Origin of the sequence: Aequorivita viscosa (assembly GCF_900106795.1) — a bacterium.
In the GTDB taxonomy this organism is placed as follows: domain Bacteria; phylum Bacteroidota; class Bacteroidia; order Flavobacteriales; family Flavobacteriaceae; genus Aequorivita; species Aequorivita viscosa.
Map to the genome: position 1 here is coordinate 24,550 of NZ_FNNS01000019.1, position 16,515 is coordinate 41,064.

Consider the following 16,515-nt stretch of genomic DNA (forward strand, 5'->3'; position numbering starts at 1 on the left):
GCTTAAAAGATGGTCAAATCGGTTTTTGTTGTAAAAAGTTCTAGAGCCTTCATACCTAAATATGAATTTCCTTGAGTATTTAAAGCTGGTGCCCAGGTTGCAATGGTGTAATGGCTGGGCAATAGTGCCACAATTCCGCCACCAACACCACTTTTTCCGGGTAGGCCGACCTCAAATGCAAATTCGCCAGCTTCGTCGTAAAAGCCACAGGTAAGCATTATGGCGTTGATTCTTTTTACTTTATGAGCAGATAAATGACGAACGTTTGCCAAGCACTTTCCTTTGTTTGCAAACACAAAAAAAGCATTGGTAAGTTGTTCGCAGCTCATCATAATAGAGCATTGATGAAAATAGAAATCTAGAACATCGTCTACTTCGTTTTGTAGATTTCCGAAAGACTTCAACAAATTTGCGGCGGCGAAATTATTAAAACCTGTTAACCTTTCAGATTCCGCAACAGTTTCATCAAAATCGATGCTTTGGTCGTGGGCAAGATTGCGAACAAAGTTTAAAAAATCCTGTTTTGGGTTTTCTAAATGCGTTAGCAAGACATCGGCAATAACAATGGCGCCAGCATTTATAAGTGGGTTTCGAGGAATTCCATTCTCCAATTCCAATAATGAAAGGTGGTTAAAAGGGTTTCCTGAAGGTTCTACGTCAACTCGTTTCCAAAGGTCTGTTCCGACTAATTGAAATGCTTTTGCCAGCTATAATACCTTTGAAATACTCTGAATTGAGAATTTTTCAAAGGCATCGCCTGCTGAATAGCTTTCGCCTGTTATTAATTGTAAGTGAATTCCAAGGTTGTTTTTATCTACTTTCGCCAATTCTGGAATGTAGTTGGCAACTTCGCCTTTATTCTCAACCTTGCCGAGAGTGGTGTGAATTTCGTTTAAAATACCTTGGTAATCGTGCATTATGCTTTATAGAATGGAGTTTTTACAATGATTGCGGCAACTGGTTTTTTTCGGATATTTATAAAAATTTCAGTACCTGGAGTGCTGTTTTCCTTGGTAACATAGCCCATTCCAATTCCTTTGTTAAGTGAAGGTGCCATAGTGCCACTAGTCACTCTGCCAATTACGTTTCCGTCTTTATCGGCAATTTCGTAATCGTGACGCGGAATACCTCTGTCTTTCAATTCAAAACCAATAAGTTTGTTTTTTATACCTTCTTCTTTTTCTTTTTTCAGGTTTTCAGAATTGATAAAATCTTTAGTGAATTTTGTAATCCAACCTAAACCAGCCTCCAAAGGTGAAGTGGTTTCATCTATATCATTTCCATACAAACAGAAGCCCATTTCCAGTCGAAGAGTATCGCGAGCAGCAAGACCAATAGGCTTAATTCCGAAGTCTTTTCCAGCTTCAAAAACCTTGTTCCAAATTTGTTCTACTTCATCGTTTTTACAATAAATTTCAAAACCACCACTGCCTGTATAGCCAGTAGCGCTGATTATTACATTTTCAATTCCGCCAAAATCGGCGACTTTAAAGTTGTAAAATTTAATAGCCGATAAATCTTCTGAAGTAATTGACTGCATTGCTTCAATTGCTTTTGGCCCTTGAATGGCAAGCAAAGAGTAATCATCGGATAAATTACGCATTTCGGCACCCATTGTATTATGCTTTGAAATCCACTCCCAGTCCTTGTCAATATTAGAAGCGTTTACAACCAACAAATATTTTTCGTCTGCTAGCTTGTACACGATTAAATCATCCACAACTCCGCCAGTTTCATTTGGAAGATAGGTGTATTGCGCCTGCCCGTCTACCATTTTTGAAGCATCGTTACTCGTTACTTTTTGAATTAAATTCAACGCATTTGGACCAGTTAGCAAAAACTCACCCATATGCGAAACATCAAAAACACCCACGCCATTGCGTACCGTTTCGTGTTCAATATTTATACCTTCATAGGAAACGGGCATATTGTAACCTGCAAATGGAACCATTTTGGCACCCAATTGTTCATGGATATGTGTAAGAGCTGTATTTTTCATGGTAATTTTCCCAAAGCGGGACTATTTTGGTTATTAAAAATATTTTTTGTGATAAAAGCAAATGTATTACAATCGTACAAAGTTAACGATTATTTAGCTGTATATTTTAATTAAGCTTCCCGTTAAAATCATCTTAATCGATGGCGTTTTCTCAATGATTTCAGTACTTTTAAAATAAAAAGCATGGCCACAACCACATCGATTAATCCCTATACTGGGAAAGAGTTTAAAACATATAAAAATCATTCCAAAAAAGAAATTGAAGACATAATTCTGAAAGCCGACAGGCGGTTTTACAGTTGGCGCGAAACGTCTTTCACAGAACGAAAAAAACTAATGATGGCTGCAGCTTCGGAACTCAGAAAAAACAAACAGGAATACGCCGAAACTATGACGCAAGAAATGGGAAAACCTATTTCCCAAGCCATCGCTGAGGTGGAAAAGTGCGCTTGGGTATGTGAATATTATGCCGAAAATGCTGAGGCGCAACTTCAAAATGAAACAGTAAAAACGGATGCTTATAAAAGTTACGTACGTTACGAGCCTCTTGGAGTTGTGTTGGCTGTAATGCCGTGGAACTATCCGTATTGGCAAGTTTTCCGTTTCGCTGCTCCAGCTTTAATGGCGGGTAATATAGGTGTATTAAAACACGCTTCTAACGTTTTCGGTAGCGCAATGAATATTGAGAAAATCTTTAAAAAAGCTGGTTTTCCTGATAATTGCTTTACAACTTTACTAGTTGGAAGCGATGCAGTAGAAAGTATTATTGAAAATGAAAAAATAAAAGCCGTTACCTTAACCGGGAGTGGGCCAGCAGGTTCCTCCGTAGCCTCAATTGCTGGGAAAAATATTAAAAAAACAGTTTTGGAACTCGGTGGAAGCAATGCCTTGGTGGTGATGAAAGACTGTGATATTGAAAAAACAATTGATGTTTGTGTGCAAGCGCGATACCAAAATACGGGTCAGAGTTGCATTGCTGGAAAAAGATTACTTGTAGACGAATCGATTGCATCAGATTTTACAGCGAAACTATTGCAGCAAGTTCGGGAACTTAAAAGTGGTGATCCGATGGATGAAGACACATATATTGGTACAATGGCTCGGGAAGATCTTGCGGAAGAATTGGAAAAACAGGTAAATGATTCTATTAAATCTGGAGCTAAATTGGCTCTCGGAGGAAAACGACAAAATGCCTATTTTGAACCTACTGTTTTAACAAATGTAACTAAAGATATGGCTGTTTTTAATGAAGAAACTTTTGGCCCAGTGCTTTCAGTAACCACGTTTGAAACAATTGAAGAAGCGATTGAACTATCTAACACTTCGCGATTTGGATTAGGGGTTTCAATTTTTACCGAAAATATTGACGAAGCTGAAAAATTGGCTTTTCAATTTGAAGAAGGCGCGGTTTTTATTAATGAATTAGTGAAAAGCGATCCGCGTTTGCCATTTGGAGGAATTAAAGAAAGTGGATACGGCCGTGAGCTTAGCCAACACGGAATTAAAGAATTTATGAATCGGAAAACGGTTTATATAAATAAGTAGCTAAAAGTAAGTAGCTAAAAGTTGGACCACGAATTCACCAATATCTTCTAATCTATCATATTGGCGATCTGATAATTTTGTATGAAGTTGAATTTTCCTGTAATCAGGAAAGTAGAATGTTGAAGTGAGAATTAATATCGTCTTCCACTGCCAGCCCGACAAGGTTATTCTGGCGGGCTATCGGACTTACATTTTTCAACTTCACACATAATTCGTTTATTCGAGGTGAACCTTTCAAAATAATTGAAGGTAATTAAAACCTAACAATCACTAAATTTGCACCCAAACCTTAAAAAAACATTAAATGAATTTTCACACACGTAAATGGATTAAACCAGAGGATCTTAACCCTAACGGAACACTTTTTGGCGGAAGGTTGTTAGAATGGATTGATGAGGAAGCAGCTTTGTACGCTATTATCCAACTTGAAAATCCACGGACGGTCACTAAGTTTATGAGTGAAATTAACTTTCAGAGCTCTGCCAAAAAAGGGGATATAATTGAAATAGGAATCGACATTGTTGGATTTGGAAATACTTCTTTAACCCTTTGCTGTGAGGTTCGAAATAAAATGACACGGGAAGTAATTATCAGTATCGCCAAAATTATAATGGTGGCTTTAGATGAAAACGGAAAACCTTTTGCTCACGGAAAAACGGCAAAAGAATTCACAAAAGATAGACTTGCAAAATAGTTTAAGTCAATTGTTTTAAATCCGTTCCTGTTGGTAGTTCAAATGCTTCTAAGTCGAAATAGGATAACGCTGCTAAAAGATGATCAAAGATATCGGCTTGGATATGTTCATAATTGGCCCAACGTTTGTCTTTACTAAAACAGTAAATCTCAAGAGGTAACCCTTTTTCGGTCGGAGCCAAATGTCTAACCATAAGCGACATATCTTGGCTTATCGCGGTATTTTCGTTTAAGTAAGCATTAATGTAATTTCTAAAAATCCCCAGATTTGTCTGGTTTCGGCCGTTAATTTGTAATTCCCTATTTATATTTTTAGACTCGTTATATTTTTCAATAACGCGCTGTCGGTGTTGAATATATGGTTTTACCCGTTCAATTTTTTTAAAACGTTCAATATCTTCATCCGAAAGAAATTTAATAGAAGATTGTTTAATGTAAATTGCGCGTTTTATTCTTCTTCCACCGCTTTCGCTCATTCCACGCCAATTTTTGAAAGAATCTGAAACAAGGCTGTAGGTTGGAATGGTGGTATAAGTCATATCAAAATTCTGAACTCGAACCGTAGCTAAACTGATTTCGACTACATCTCCATCGGCTCCAAATTTTTCAAATGTAATCCAGTCGCCAATTCGGACAATATCATTAACTGAAACTTGGATACTTGCAACAAACCCGAGAATAGTATCTTTGAAAATAAGCAATACTACCGCCGAAGCAGCTCCTAAGGTTGCAAGACTTTTTAAGGAATACCCTGTAAGCAATTGAATTATCCAGAACATTCCGATACCCCAAGCAAAAATCATCAGAATTTGTACGTAGCTTTCTAAGGGTTTATCTCCATATCTTTCGTTTTCTTCAAGATAATTTCGGACAGTCCGCAGAATGCTTCTTATAATTAGAACAAACAGAATTACAAAGTAAATTTTAACTATAGTTTGAAGAATTTCAATAATTAAGGGAAATTCCACAAAAATAATAGGAACTACATTGAGCAGAATAAGTATCGGAAGTAAGCGCGTAACAAACTTCGGGAAATTGCTTTTTAAAAGGTAATTGTCGAATGAAGTTTTGGTTTTGCTACTGAAAGTTTGGAAAAATCCAACAACCAAGCGCCTAGCGACAATGTCAACAAACACGACAACGGCTAACGCAATTATGGTATTAACAATAATATTCAAAAATATAGCCCATTGCACTTCCATGCCCAAAGCCTCAAGATTATCTTGAAGCCAATACGTATAATTTTGAATTGTTTCCTTATCCATTATAAATATTTACGTTCTATATAAAAAGGCCCAAAAGGTACAACGGAGCAAAGAATTGCAATAATGAGTTGTGTAAGTGTCCAGTTTAACTTTTTGTACATATAAATAGCACCTAATACATAAAGTACGAATAGAATTCCGTGTGCCATTCCTACCGATTGAACCATTTGTGGCATATCCCAAATGTACTTTAAAGGCATAGCGATACCAAGGAGCACAAGAAACGAAATGGCTTCTAAAGAACTGATTAATCGGAAGGCTTTAACTGATTTATCCATTGCAAAACAATTTTTTTGCAAATATACACTAAGCAATCGGCAAGCCCAATTTAAAGAGCGTATAACCTTAAGTGTAATGTAAAAAGATGCGATTCAGTTTTATGTGTAACTATTTGGCTAAAGCCAATGCAGTGTAGCATTGTTCCACGGGCTAAAGCCCGTGGTTATTCGATATATTCGATATTCTTTTATTCAGTAAGGAGCTTTGAGTAAGTTATGATCCATGTTTTTCGAATAACTCAGGGCTTTAGTTCGGAGTTATAGACGATAACTTTAAGTGTAATGTAAAAAGATGGGATTCAGTTTTATGTGTAAACATTTGGCTAAAGCCAATGCAGTGTAGCATTGTTCCACGAGCTAAAGCCCGTGGTTATTCTATATATTCGATATTCTTTTATTCAGTGAGGAGCTTTGAGTAAGTTATGATTAATGTTTGTCGAATAACTCAGGGTTTTAGTTCGGAGTTATAGACGATAACTTTACAGGGAATGTAAAAAGATGCGATTCAGTTTTATGTGTAACTATTTGGCTAAAGCCAATGCAGTGTAGCGTAGTTCCACGGGCTAAAGCCCGTGGTTATTCGATATCCTTTTTATTCATGGGGGCTTTGAGTAAGTTATGATTAATGTTTGTCGAATAACTCAGGGTTTTAGTTTGGGGCTATAGAGGATAACTTTACGGGGGTGTAAGAAGATGGGATTCAGTTTTATTTGTAAACATTTGGCTAAAGCCAATGCACTGTAGCATTGTTCTACGGGCTAAAGCCCGTGGTTATTCGATATATTCGATATTCTTTTATTCATAGGAGCTTTTGCCCTGCTAGAATCAATGCTTTTCTAATAACCCTGAGCTTTAGCTCGGGGAAAAAAACGGCATATTCATTGGCTTTAGCCAAATCCTGTTTTTTATATCACCTCACGAAACCGCCTTACCTTCAAAAGTCCTAAGTCATTTTTTTGGCTACAGCATCTTTTGAATCCTAATTCCAACTCATTCGTTGCAATCTTATAGCATTTAAAATAGCTAAAAAAGCAACTCCAACATCAGCAAAAACAGCTTCCCACATTGTGGCAATTCCGCCCGCGCCTAAAATCAATACAATTAGCTTAACACCAAATGCCAATGCAATATTTTGCCAAACAATACTTCTGGTGGAACGGCCAATCTTGATGGCGCGTGCAATTTTTGAAGGATGATCTGTTTGAATTACCACATCGGCAGTTTCAATCGCCACATCACTTCCTAAACCGCCCATGGCAATCCCCACATCACTGGCGGCAATTACAGGAGCGTCGTTTATTCCATCGCCAACAAATGCAACTTTGGTTCTAGATATCTTTTTAAGGGTTTCAACTTTGTTTAATTTATCTTCAGGAAGCAAACCTCCAATGGCTTCTTCAAGTCCAAGTTCGCGACCAATTTTTTCGGTTAAGGAAGCCTTATCGCCAGAAAGCATTATTATATTTTTAATGCCCAGTTCACGAAGTTGTTGAATGGCTTGATGTGCATCTTCCTTTAATTCGTCTGCAATAGTTACATATCCCGAAAACTTTCCGTCGATAGCAATCATTACGATAGATTCTACAATTTGATTGGTTTCTGAAGGAATTTCGATTTGATGTGAATCCATCAAGGCTTTATTTCCTACTAAAATCATTTTATTGTTTACAATTCCGTTCAGTCCTTTTCCTGCAATTTCTGTAACATTCGAGGCGACGAATTCTGTTTCATTTTCAAATTCCAAAATGGCTCGGGCAATCGGGTGCGTAGATTGAGCTTCAATAGCTTGTAAATACGCCATCATTTCAGTTTTATTAATCTCGAATGTTTTGATTTCCTTAATCTTAAAAACACCCTTAGTCAAGGTTCCTGTTTTATCCATCACCACGGTATTTATTTTGGTGATACCATCCAAAAATGAGGCTCCTTTAAAAAGAATTCCGTTTTTGGAAGCTGCTCCCAGACCACCGAAATAGCCTAATGGAATTGAAATTACCAGCGCACAAGGACAGGAAATAACTAAAAATATCAGAGCCCGATAAAGCCAATCTTGAAACATATATTCTTCTACAAAAAAATAGGGTAGGAGCGTGAGACCGATCGCTGCAAACACGACAATGGGAGTGTAAACCCGAGCAAATTTTCGAATAAAAAGTTCTGTTTTGGACTTTCTAGAAGTCGCGTTTTGAACTAAATGTAATATTTTGGAAATAGAACTATCTTCAAAAATTTTGGTAGTTTCTATTTCAATTACGTTTTCCAAATTAATGCTTCCCGCATAAACACTTTCGCCGCTTTGAATGGTGTCTGGCTTGCTTTCACCAGTAATTGCAGCCGTATCTAAGGATGCACTTTTGGAAAGCAATTTTCCGTCTAATGGAACCTTTTCACCATTTCGCACTTGAATTTTTTCTCCAACAAATACTTCTTGCGGATGTACAGCTGTGAATTTGCCATTCCGAAAAACCATCGCAACATTAGGACGTATGTCTAAAAGTGCCTTTATATTTTGCTTCGATTTATGAACTGCCGAATGTTGGAACAGTTCACCCAACGTATAAAAAAGCATTACAGCAACCCCTTCGTGATAATGCCCAAGGGCAAAAGCCCCGATAGTTGCGATTCCCATTAAAAAGAATTCAGTAAAAAAATCGCCTTTTAAAATACTTTCCCATCCTTGTTTTAAAACAGGAAACCCCACAGGGAAATAGGCTACTAAATACCATCCCAAACGTACACCTCCTTTAAAAAATGGAAGTTCGAGGTTGTCAAGAACGATTCCTGTAATCAACATTATAAAGCTGATAAAAGCGGGAAGGTAGATTTTATAATTTGTTTTGTTTTCCTTTTCAGGGTTTTGTGTGGAACCGCAGCAACCATCTTCAACCTGTATATCTGCAGAAGGGCTATTTATATTTTTCATTTACTTTTTTATCCTTTTTCTTAATTCTTCAGAATCAGAAATAACGCTGACTTTCGGTTACTCCTTTTATCTTTTAAAGACTATTAATTTTTACCAAAACTATGGAATAGAGGAATGCAACCGAAGTGCATTAACAAATGTCCGCTTGTAATTTGCAGGTTTTTAAGGTTTAAAAAACTCTTTCAGAAGGTGATTTTCGATTGAAAAAAAATCAAAGTTTATTGGTACTTTTAAAAATGAATATTCGAGAAGAAACAATGGATAATGATGCTTTAGAATACGGATTCAATAAATACCTAATGAATGCGGGAATTTCTGCCAGTGATGCGGAACGGCTGTATAAAGATTTAGAAAAAAGAAACTTTAATAAGGGAGCATTTCTCCTGAGAGCGGGCGAGTTCTGTCGGCATTCATTTTTTGTCGAAAAAGGTTTGTTGCGATCATATACCCTTGGTGAAGACGGCAAGGAACACGTAATTCAATTTGCTCCCGAAAATTGGTTTGCTATGGATAGAAGCAGTGTTTATTTTAATGATCCTTCCGAAATATATATTGAAGCGGTTGAAGATTCCCAAGTAGTTTTATTAGATGAAAATTTTATGAATCGGGCATCGCAGTTAGATGAAAACTTTGGGAAGTTTAATGATAAATTATTGCACAATCACATCCGGCACATTCAAAAACGTCTTAACCTATTGCTCGGTGCCCCCGCAGAAAAGCGGTATTTAAGTTTTATTGAATTGTACCCCGATTTGTTATTGCGAGTTCCACAGTGGATGATTGCATCTTATCTGGGGATAACTCCTGAAAGTTTGAGTAGGGTTCGAAAAGAGCTGGCGCGTCGTAATTTTAAACCATCATAAAGCAAGACCTCATAGGTTTTTTAAAACTTATGAGGCCTAAACAAAATCCAACGCTATAATTCCAATACAAGTTTATTCCAAATACCCAAATTTCCCCATATTAAAGTCATTCATCGCTTGAACAAGTTCGGCACGGGTGTTCATTACAAATGGGCCTTGTGCGGCAATGGGTTCATTAATGGGTGCTCCGCTTAAAATTAAAACCACTGCATTATCAGTAGCTTCAACACTGAATGCTTCTCCTTCATTGGCTAACAACCCCAAACTGTCAGTCGTTATTTCTTCGGAATTATTCACTTTAATGTTTCCTTCAATTACCAAAACAGCGGTATTGTAGTTTTCAGGAAAGCTGAAACTTGCTTTTCCTCCTTTATTCAATTTTGCATTGAAGAGATGCACGGGAGTAAAAGTTGAAGCGCTTCCTTTTATACCTTGATATTCGCCCGCAATCACTTCAACTATACCTGCGTTTTCAGGGAGTTCAACTTTTTGTAAATCACTGTTTACGATGCCTTGGTACTTGGGCGGACTCATTTTATCCTTCGCAGGAAGATTTACCCATAACTGCACCATTTGAAAATCGCCTCCTGCTTTGCTAAAGCTTTCTTCGTGATATTCTTTGTGAAGTATTCCAGAAGCGGCCGTCATCCATTGCACATCACCTTCTTCGATTACGCCGCTATTGCCTGCGCTGTCGTGATGTGCCACTTTTCCTTTATAAGCAATTGTCACGGTTTCGAAACCACGATGCGGGTGTACACCCACGCCACGGGCTTCATTGGTAGGAGGAAAGTAAAATTTACTGTTGTAATCCAACATTAAAAATGGATCCATCCGCTCAAAACCAACTTGCAGTCCTGAAGGAATGAAATTGTGAACTCGAAATCCGTCCCCGACCATGTGTGGTCGAGGCGGACTTACTACGCGTTCTATTTTTTTTGTTCGCATTTTTTTTATCTCTTTTTGGATTTTTATTTTTTTTGGAATTTGAACAATAAATTTATCAAAAGCTTGAATTGAAATCTATTGCTTGACAAATTGAATCGAAACAACCAATTTCACCTTTTCGCCAACAACAATACTTCCAGCTTCTGTTACTGAACTCCAAGCAAGACCAAAATCTTTTCTGTTTATTTGGCCTTCAAATTCGAATCCAGCTTTGGTTTGTCCGTACGGATCAACTGCGACTCCGTTGAAATCTGTGTCCAATTTTACTTCTTTAGTAAATCCTTTAATGGTTAAATCTCCCACCATTGTTTCACCATCAAATGATTTTGAAGTAAAAGTCAATTTTGGATGGTTTTCCGCACCAAAGAAATCGTCTGACTTTAAATGATTGTCACGATCTTTATTTTTTGTGTTTATAGAATCAATAGCTGCTGAAAACGAAAAATGTGCATTTTTGAAATCCTCTGAAGACGATTTTACTTCACCATCAAATTCTTCAAAACTTCCGCTTACCGTGGAAATCATCATATGTTTTACTTTAAATCCTACTTCTGAATGTGTAGAATCAATTTTCCAAGTTGTGTTTTTACTTTCTTCCATATCTATATGTTTTTAGTTATTAATTATTTACACTACAAAAGTAGCTGTCTGTTTTCGACTTCACATTGATGTATGATAAGAAAGTGGCACGCCTGCAGAATACTTAACAGTATATTGATATTTTGAATTAATTTGGTTTCAAGTGAAATTTTTAACATAGGTTTATGCCTAAATACCCTTTGATTAGCGGTATATTTAAAAATACTGTAGTTGAATTTCCCTACATTTGGAGATTGCCAAACAAGCCATTGGAAAAGAAAAAAGAACAGAAAAAAAAGCCTAAAAAGCACAGGATTTTAAGAATCATCGGATGGACTTTCGGGATTCTAATTCTCCTGTTTGTGCTACTCGTGCTTTTTGTTCGCAGCCCTTGGGGACAAAATATTATTGTGCAACGTGCTGTGAAATACGTTTCCGATAAAACCAATACCAAGGTTGAAATTGAAAAACTCTTTATTACGTTTGATGGCAATATAATGCTGAAAGGCGTATATCTGGAAGATACAAAAGGCGACACTTTGGTTTATTCAAAATCGCTCGAAGCCGGGGTTCCGCTGTTGCCAATAATCCGCGGAAATGGTATAGGAGTCGATTATCTGGATTGGGAAGGGCTAAGAGCGAACGTTATCCGTAAGGATTCTATCAACGGTTATAATTTTCAATTTTTAATAGACGCTTTTGCCACAGCCGATACAACTACGGTAGCAGCAGACACGACGGCTGCTCCGATGAACATTGTTCTTGGCGATATAAACTTTCGAGATTTTAACGTTGTTTTTGAAGATGCGGTCTTGGGTATTGACAGTCAGTTTAAAATAGGAAAACTGAATCTTCAGATGAAGAAAACCGACGTGGAAAAAATGGATTTCCGAGCTTCGGCAATTGCTATTTCCAACTCAAAAATAAAATACATTCAATCTCCTGTGCCACCAACGCCATCAGAGGATTCGCCTTTGCCGTATTTGGAATTGGATAAACTCAGTCTGAAAAACATTTTTGTCGATTATCAGTCCTATGCAGATGGAATCGCAGCAGAGATGGAAGTGTCCGACATTTATTTAGAACTTGAAAAGGCTGATTTGGCCAATAATGATATTGTTGTTGGTGATTTTAATTTGAAAAACTCCATTATAACAATAAACACTGAGGTTGAAAATAATGCCATTACCCAAAAAGCGCAAGAAGTAAAGGACGATGCAAAAGAAGATATTCAACAATTTGAGTGGCCCGATTTTAAAATTGCTGTTGCCAACATAGATTTTGAAAATAATAATTTGAACTATTTTGCAGGAAACGATAAAGTGAAGCAAAATGAATTCAATCCAAATGCGATTGCACTTCAGAACCTTCAATTACAAGCCAATTCTATTTTTCTGAAAGATAAGAAAGCAGGTCTCAATTTAAAAGCTTTGACTTTTCAAGAAGGCTCTGGGCTAGACTTGAAGGAAATGACGTTGAAACTTGAGGCTACAGATAATTTCCTGGAAGTAGATGGTTTAAAATTGGCGCTTAACAACAATATAATTAATGGGAAAGCACGCTTAGATTATTCTTCACTCGCTAAGGTTATTGAGGTTCCAGACCAATCTAAGGTTGCTTTAAACTTTCCTTCATTTCGTGTGGATTTAAAAGATGTTTTTAAATTTCAACCAGAACTCAGAAAGAACGAATATTTAAAAACGCTAAGCACGAGGTATGTAACCGGAAACGTAAATGCTTCAGGCTATCTTTCTGCTATTCAATTTCCAGATGTAAGAGTTCGCTGGGGAAATACGACTCAAGTTTTTGCAGCAGGATCTATAAAAAATGCTACTGATCCGGATAACCTGAAATTCAATATTTCAACTTTTGTCGCCAAAACAAATCGAAATGATTTAATCAAGTTTGTGAATGAGGAAGATTTGGGGGTTAGCCTGCCCAAAGATATTTTGCTTAAAGGTAATGCCAAAGGAAATCTTGAAGATGTAGTTGCATCGGTAAATTTAACAACTTCGCAAGGTATTGCAACGCTTAACGGACATTTTAAAAACGATGCCGATATTTCATTTGATGCAGACCTTGAAATTACTGAATATAAACTCGGTGAATTACTCCAAGATGAGCAATTGGGAGCCTTGAGCCTTAACTTAAAAACAGAAGGTTCTGGAAAAGACATCAATAATCTCGATGCCGTTTTGGATGCGAATATTTCTAGTTTTAAGTTTAACGGCTATGCTATTGAAGACCTTGCTATCAATGGTAAGATTAAGGAAGGTAAAGGAAATCTTATCTCAAATTATAAAGACAAAAATCTGAATTTAGATTTAACAGCCGATATCGTGCTAGACTCCATAGCGCCACAAGTTATGGCAAGTTTAAACATTATTGGCGTCAATCTTCAATCGTTAGGCCTGATGGATCGCGATGTGCGCGCAGCCTTAAAACTCGATGCTGATTTTGTAGGAAATAAAGACGGCTTTGATGTGATTTCAACAATTGGGGACGGCGTAGTGGTTTACGACAACAAGTCTTATTTATTGGGTGACGTATTGGCTACGGCGCACGTGCGGAGCGATACTACTTCAATTTGGGTTGATAATAAAATCGTTAATCTAAGTTTGGAAAGTAATACCGACCCTGCAACCTTTGGCACCTCTATTCAAAAACACATTTTTAGTTATTTTTCAAGAAAAGAGAATATTCCAGACACCCTTCGAAATCCAGTAATCCTTAGTGTAAAAGGAAAAATAGCTGAAGCCCCAGTTTTAAATGATGTGTTTTTGGTCAATGTAAAAAAGCTCGATACTGTAAAAATTGCAGTAGATTTTGATGAATCTGCTCGAAAACTAAAAGCAGACATTTGGGCACCACATATTAATTATAACGATATTATTCTGGACAGTCTTGCCTTTACAATGGATACTGACCAAGAAAAATTTGTGTACGATTTAGGTTTCAAGAGTTTAAAAGGTGGACCATTAGATATTCCAAAAACTAAAATAGCAGGAAAGCAGCAAGACAACGAACTTTCTCTTAATTTCAAGTCAATTTATAAAGATAGTACGTTTATCAATATTCAGTCTCAAATTACGGGAACGTCGGACACACTTAGGTTTCACATATTGCCCGAGAATTTAATCTTAGACAGAAACCCGTGGCAAACACCTAGCGATAATGAAGTGCTTATTTCGAAAAATAAGTTAGTATTCAATAATTTCAATTTTAATCGAAATGATGAATCTGTAGAAATTACCGACAAATTTTCGGATGTTTCAGAAGAGCATTTTGCTGTAAAATTCAAAAAATTCAAATTAAGTGAAATTCTCAATTATTTAAATCCTGAAGAAGAGCTGGCAAAAGGCGATTTAAACGGAAACTTGGTTTTTGTTGAACCTTTCGGCGATTTAGGACTTTTGGCAGACCTTTCGGTAAATAATCTAGAAATTCTCGATGTCGATTTGGGAGTGCTAACAGTGGACGCTAAATCGTTGGGAGGCGATAGATACGACTTCGATTTGGCGCTAAAAGAAGGTGATGTCGATTTGGATTTAACGGGTGATTACCTGGCAGAACAAAGAGAAGCGAAATTGAATTTAGATCTAGATATAAATGAATTCAAGATGCGTGCTTTGGAAGGCTTTTCTATGAATGAAATTAAAGACGGTAAAGGTAGCTTTTCAGGAAAACTAACGGTTTCTGGAAGTCCAACAAAGCCAATTTATGAAGGTAGTTTACATTTTCATAATGCCGATTTTACAATTGCAAAGCTCAACGCTCCTTTTACATTAGCCGATGAAATTTTGAGGGTCGACAACAAAGGTTTATATATGGACAATCTTACAATCCGGGATAAGAATCAAAATAAGTTGGTAATATCTGGGAAGGTAGGAATAGAAAATGTTGTTAATCCAACCTTCGATTTAAAATTGAATTCTCAAAACTTTCAGGTTCTCAATGCCACTAAAGAAGATAATGACTTTTTATACGGAACAGCTTCTTTTAATTTAGACGCAAGGCTAACAGGCGATTTACTAATTCCAAAGTTAAATGCGAAAATTGGTGTGGGCGACAATACCGATATTACCTACGTGTTACCTTCATCATCTGTATCTATTGAAGAACGGGGCGGAGTCGTGCTTTTTGTGAATAGGGAAAATCCAGATGCAATTTTAACACAAACAAAAGAAGAAACAGGAACACTTACAGGTATTGATGTAAACGCACTTTTAAAAATAGGAAAAGCAGCAAAAGTAAATATCATAATAGATCAGGAAACAGGTGATAATTTTGCCGTTTTCGGTGACGGAGATCTAGATCTTAGAATTAGTCCGAATGGCCAGATGACGCTGAGTGGAGTCTATGACATAAGCGGTGGTCATTATAAAATGAATTTATACAACCTGGTAAGCCGAAAATTTGAATTGGCTCCCAAAAGCCGTGTAAGCTGGTCTGGAGATCCATTCGATGCAAAATTGGATGTAAGAGCGATTTATAAGGTCGAAACTTCCGCTTCTGCATTAATGGCGCCCGTAACTTCAGGATCAGACCCTTCTGTAAAGAGTAAATATCGTCAAGTATTGCCATTTTATGTTTATTTAAATGTAGATGGAGAGTTAACACAACCCGAAATTTCATTTGCTATGGATATGCCCGAAAACGAACAAGGTGCCATAGGAGGACAAGTTTACGGCAGATTACAGCAAATAAACAGTCAGGAAGGGGAGCTGAATAGACAAGTGTTTTCGCTTTTGGTTTTAAATCGGTTTTATCCTGAACCAGGTAGCGATGGAAGCCGTGGAGGCTTTGCTTCTGTGGCTCGCGATAACTTAAACGATGCGATTTCAGATCAATTGAATACGTTTTCGGACAAACTTTTGGGAAATACTGGTTTAGAGCTCGATTTTGGATTGGATAGTTATACAGATTATCAAGGCGATACACCTCAAGAACGCACCCAGCTGGACATTGCAGCGCAAAAAAAACTCTTTAATGATAGATTAATTGTGCGTGTAGGTAGCGAGGTGGATTTGCAAGGAAGTAATCCCTCCAATGAACCCGCTCCAATTATCGGAAATGTAAGTTTGGAATATCTTTTAACTGAAAACGGCCGCTATAGGTTGAAGGGTTTTCAACGAAACGAATTTGAAAACGTAATTGATGGGCAAACCATTGTCAGCGGTATTGCCCTGATTTTTACACAAGAATTTAATAGGTTTGATGAATTGTGGACAGCACTTTTGAAAGGTGAAACTAAAGAAGAAAAGGAAGCGCGACTTGAAGCTAAAAGAGTAAAAAAAGAACAAGAAGCGAAAGAAAAATTAGAAGAGGAGAAAAAAGAGAAGGAAGAATTAAAGCAAATTAAAAATAGCAAGCCAGAGGGAGATGATGAAGAATAACAGCAAATTATATTACTTAAAAAAAT

At 37.0% G+C, this 16,515-nt stretch carries 10 protein-coding genes and 1 pseudogene; 4 read left to right on the forward strand and 7 right to left on the reverse strand.

Annotated features, from left to right (window positions below; all coding sequences use genetic code 11):
* Positions 1–2 precede the first annotated feature (2 nt).
* Together BLW28_RS11280 and gcvT are read right to left on the reverse strand one after the other, a co-directional pair.
* A pseudogene (locus tag BLW28_RS11280) lies at positions 3–917 on the reverse strand (glutaminase).
* On the reverse strand, positions 917–1,999 hold the full coding sequence (gene gcvT, locus BLW28_RS11285; RefSeq protein ID WP_073219375.1) for a glycine cleavage system aminomethyltransferase GcvT: 1,083 nt from the start codon (positions 1,997–1,999) through the stop codon (positions 917–919). The pseudogene BLW28_RS11280 and the gene gcvT overlap by 1 nt, the downstream one beginning before the upstream one ends.
* 183 nt (positions 2,000–2,182) lie before the next feature.
* Here gcvT and BLW28_RS11290 point away from each other — a divergent pair, with 183 nt between their 5' ends.
* Both BLW28_RS11290 and BLW28_RS11295 read left to right on the forward strand, forming a co-directional pair.
* A complete protein-coding gene (locus BLW28_RS11290) occupies positions 2,183–3,544 on the forward strand; it encodes an NAD-dependent succinate-semialdehyde dehydrogenase (protein ID WP_073219378.1) in 1,362 nt (453 codons plus the stop codon).
* Positions 3,545–3,848: 304 nt separating this feature from the next.
* On the forward strand, positions 3,849–4,238 hold the full coding sequence (locus BLW28_RS11295; protein ID WP_073219381.1) for an acyl-CoA thioesterase: 390 nt from the start codon (positions 3,849–3,851) through the stop codon (positions 4,236–4,238).
* Between the two features lies 1 nt (position 4,239).
* Here BLW28_RS11295 and BLW28_RS11300 read toward each other — a convergent pair whose 3' ends face one another.
* The 3 genes from BLW28_RS11300 to BLW28_RS11310 form a co-directional block, all read right to left on the reverse strand.
* Positions 4,240–5,502 carry a mechanosensitive ion channel family protein gene (locus BLW28_RS11300; RefSeq protein ID WP_073219384.1) on the reverse strand — a complete coding sequence of 421 codons (1,263 nt, stop codon included), beginning with the start codon at positions 5,500–5,502 and terminating at the stop codon, positions 4,240–4,242.
* Positions 5,502–5,780: a DUF3817 domain-containing protein gene (locus BLW28_RS11305; protein ID WP_073219494.1), complete on the reverse strand. Its 279-nt coding sequence runs from the start codon at positions 5,778–5,780 to the stop codon at positions 5,502–5,504. The genes BLW28_RS11300 and BLW28_RS11305 overlap by 1 nt, the downstream gene beginning before the upstream one ends.
* A gap of 979 nt (positions 5,781–6,759) precedes the next feature.
* On the reverse strand, positions 6,760–8,703 hold the full coding sequence (locus BLW28_RS11310) for a heavy metal translocating P-type ATPase (RefSeq protein WP_083540738.1): 1,944 nt from the start codon (positions 8,701–8,703) through the stop codon (positions 6,760–6,762).
* A 236-nt stretch (positions 8,704–8,939) separates the two neighbouring features.
* On the opposite strand from BLW28_RS11310, the gene BLW28_RS11315 reads away from it, so the two are divergent.
* A complete protein-coding gene (locus BLW28_RS11315) occupies positions 8,940–9,566 on the forward strand; it encodes a Crp/Fnr family transcriptional regulator (RefSeq protein WP_234946484.1) in 627 nt (208 codons plus the stop codon).
* Positions 9,567–9,638: 72 nt separating this feature from the next.
* Here the strand turns inward: BLW28_RS11315 and BLW28_RS11320 are convergent, their stop codons facing one another.
* Together BLW28_RS11320 and BLW28_RS11325 are read right to left on the reverse strand one after the other, a co-directional pair.
* Positions 9,639–10,514, reverse strand: coding sequence for a pirin family protein (locus BLW28_RS11320; protein WP_073219387.1), 876 nt, complete (start codon positions 10,512–10,514; stop codon positions 9,639–9,641).
* A 75-nt stretch (positions 10,515–10,589) separates the two neighbouring features.
* Positions 10,590–11,114 (reverse strand): YceI family protein, encoded by a 525-nt coding sequence (locus BLW28_RS11325; protein ID WP_073219390.1) that lies wholly within the window; start codon positions 11,112–11,114, stop codon positions 10,590–10,592.
* Between the two features lie 164 nt (positions 11,115–11,278).
* Here BLW28_RS11325 and BLW28_RS11330 point away from each other — a divergent pair, with 164 nt between their 5' ends.
* A complete protein-coding gene (locus BLW28_RS11330) occupies positions 11,279–16,489 on the forward strand; it encodes a translocation/assembly module TamB domain-containing protein (RefSeq protein WP_234946485.1) in 5,211 nt (1,736 codons plus the stop codon).
* Positions 16,490–16,515 lie beyond the last annotated feature (26 nt).

Excerpts from the sequence above, each read along its gene's own strand:
- gcvT (WP_073219375.1), bottom strand. The coding sequence starts at position 1,999 with ATGAAAAATACAGCTCTTACACATATCCATGAACAATTGGGTGCCAAA.
- BLW28_RS11290 (WP_073219378.1), top strand. The coding sequence starts at position 2,183 with ATGGCCACAACCACATCGATTAATCCCTATACTGGGAAAGAGTTTAAA.
- BLW28_RS11295 (WP_073219381.1), top strand. The coding sequence starts at position 3,849 with ATGAATTTTCACACACGTAAATGGATTAAACCAGAGGATCTTAACCCT.
- BLW28_RS11300 (WP_073219384.1), bottom strand. The coding sequence starts at position 5,502 with ATGGATAAGGAAACAATTCAAAATTATACGTATTGGCTTCAAGATAAT.
- BLW28_RS11305 (WP_073219494.1), bottom strand. The coding sequence starts at position 5,780 with ATGGATAAATCAGTTAAAGCCTTCCGATTAATCAGTTCTTTAGAAGCC.
- BLW28_RS11310 (WP_083540738.1), bottom strand. The coding sequence starts at position 8,703 with ATGAAAAATATAAATAGCCCTTCTGCAGATATACAGGTTGAAGATGGT.
- BLW28_RS11315 (WP_234946484.1), top strand. The coding sequence starts at position 8,940 with ATGAATATTCGAGAAGAAACAATGGATAATGATGCTTTAGAATACGGA.
- BLW28_RS11320 (WP_073219387.1), bottom strand. The coding sequence starts at position 10,514 with ATGCGAACAAAAAAAATAGAACGCGTAGTAAGTCCGCCTCGACCACAC.
- BLW28_RS11325 (WP_073219390.1), bottom strand. The coding sequence starts at position 11,114 with ATGGAAGAAAGTAAAAACACAACTTGGAAAATTGATTCTACACATTCA.
- BLW28_RS11330 (WP_234946485.1), top strand. The coding sequence starts at position 11,279 with ATGCCTAAATACCCTTTGATTAGCGGTATATTTAAAAATACTGTAGTT.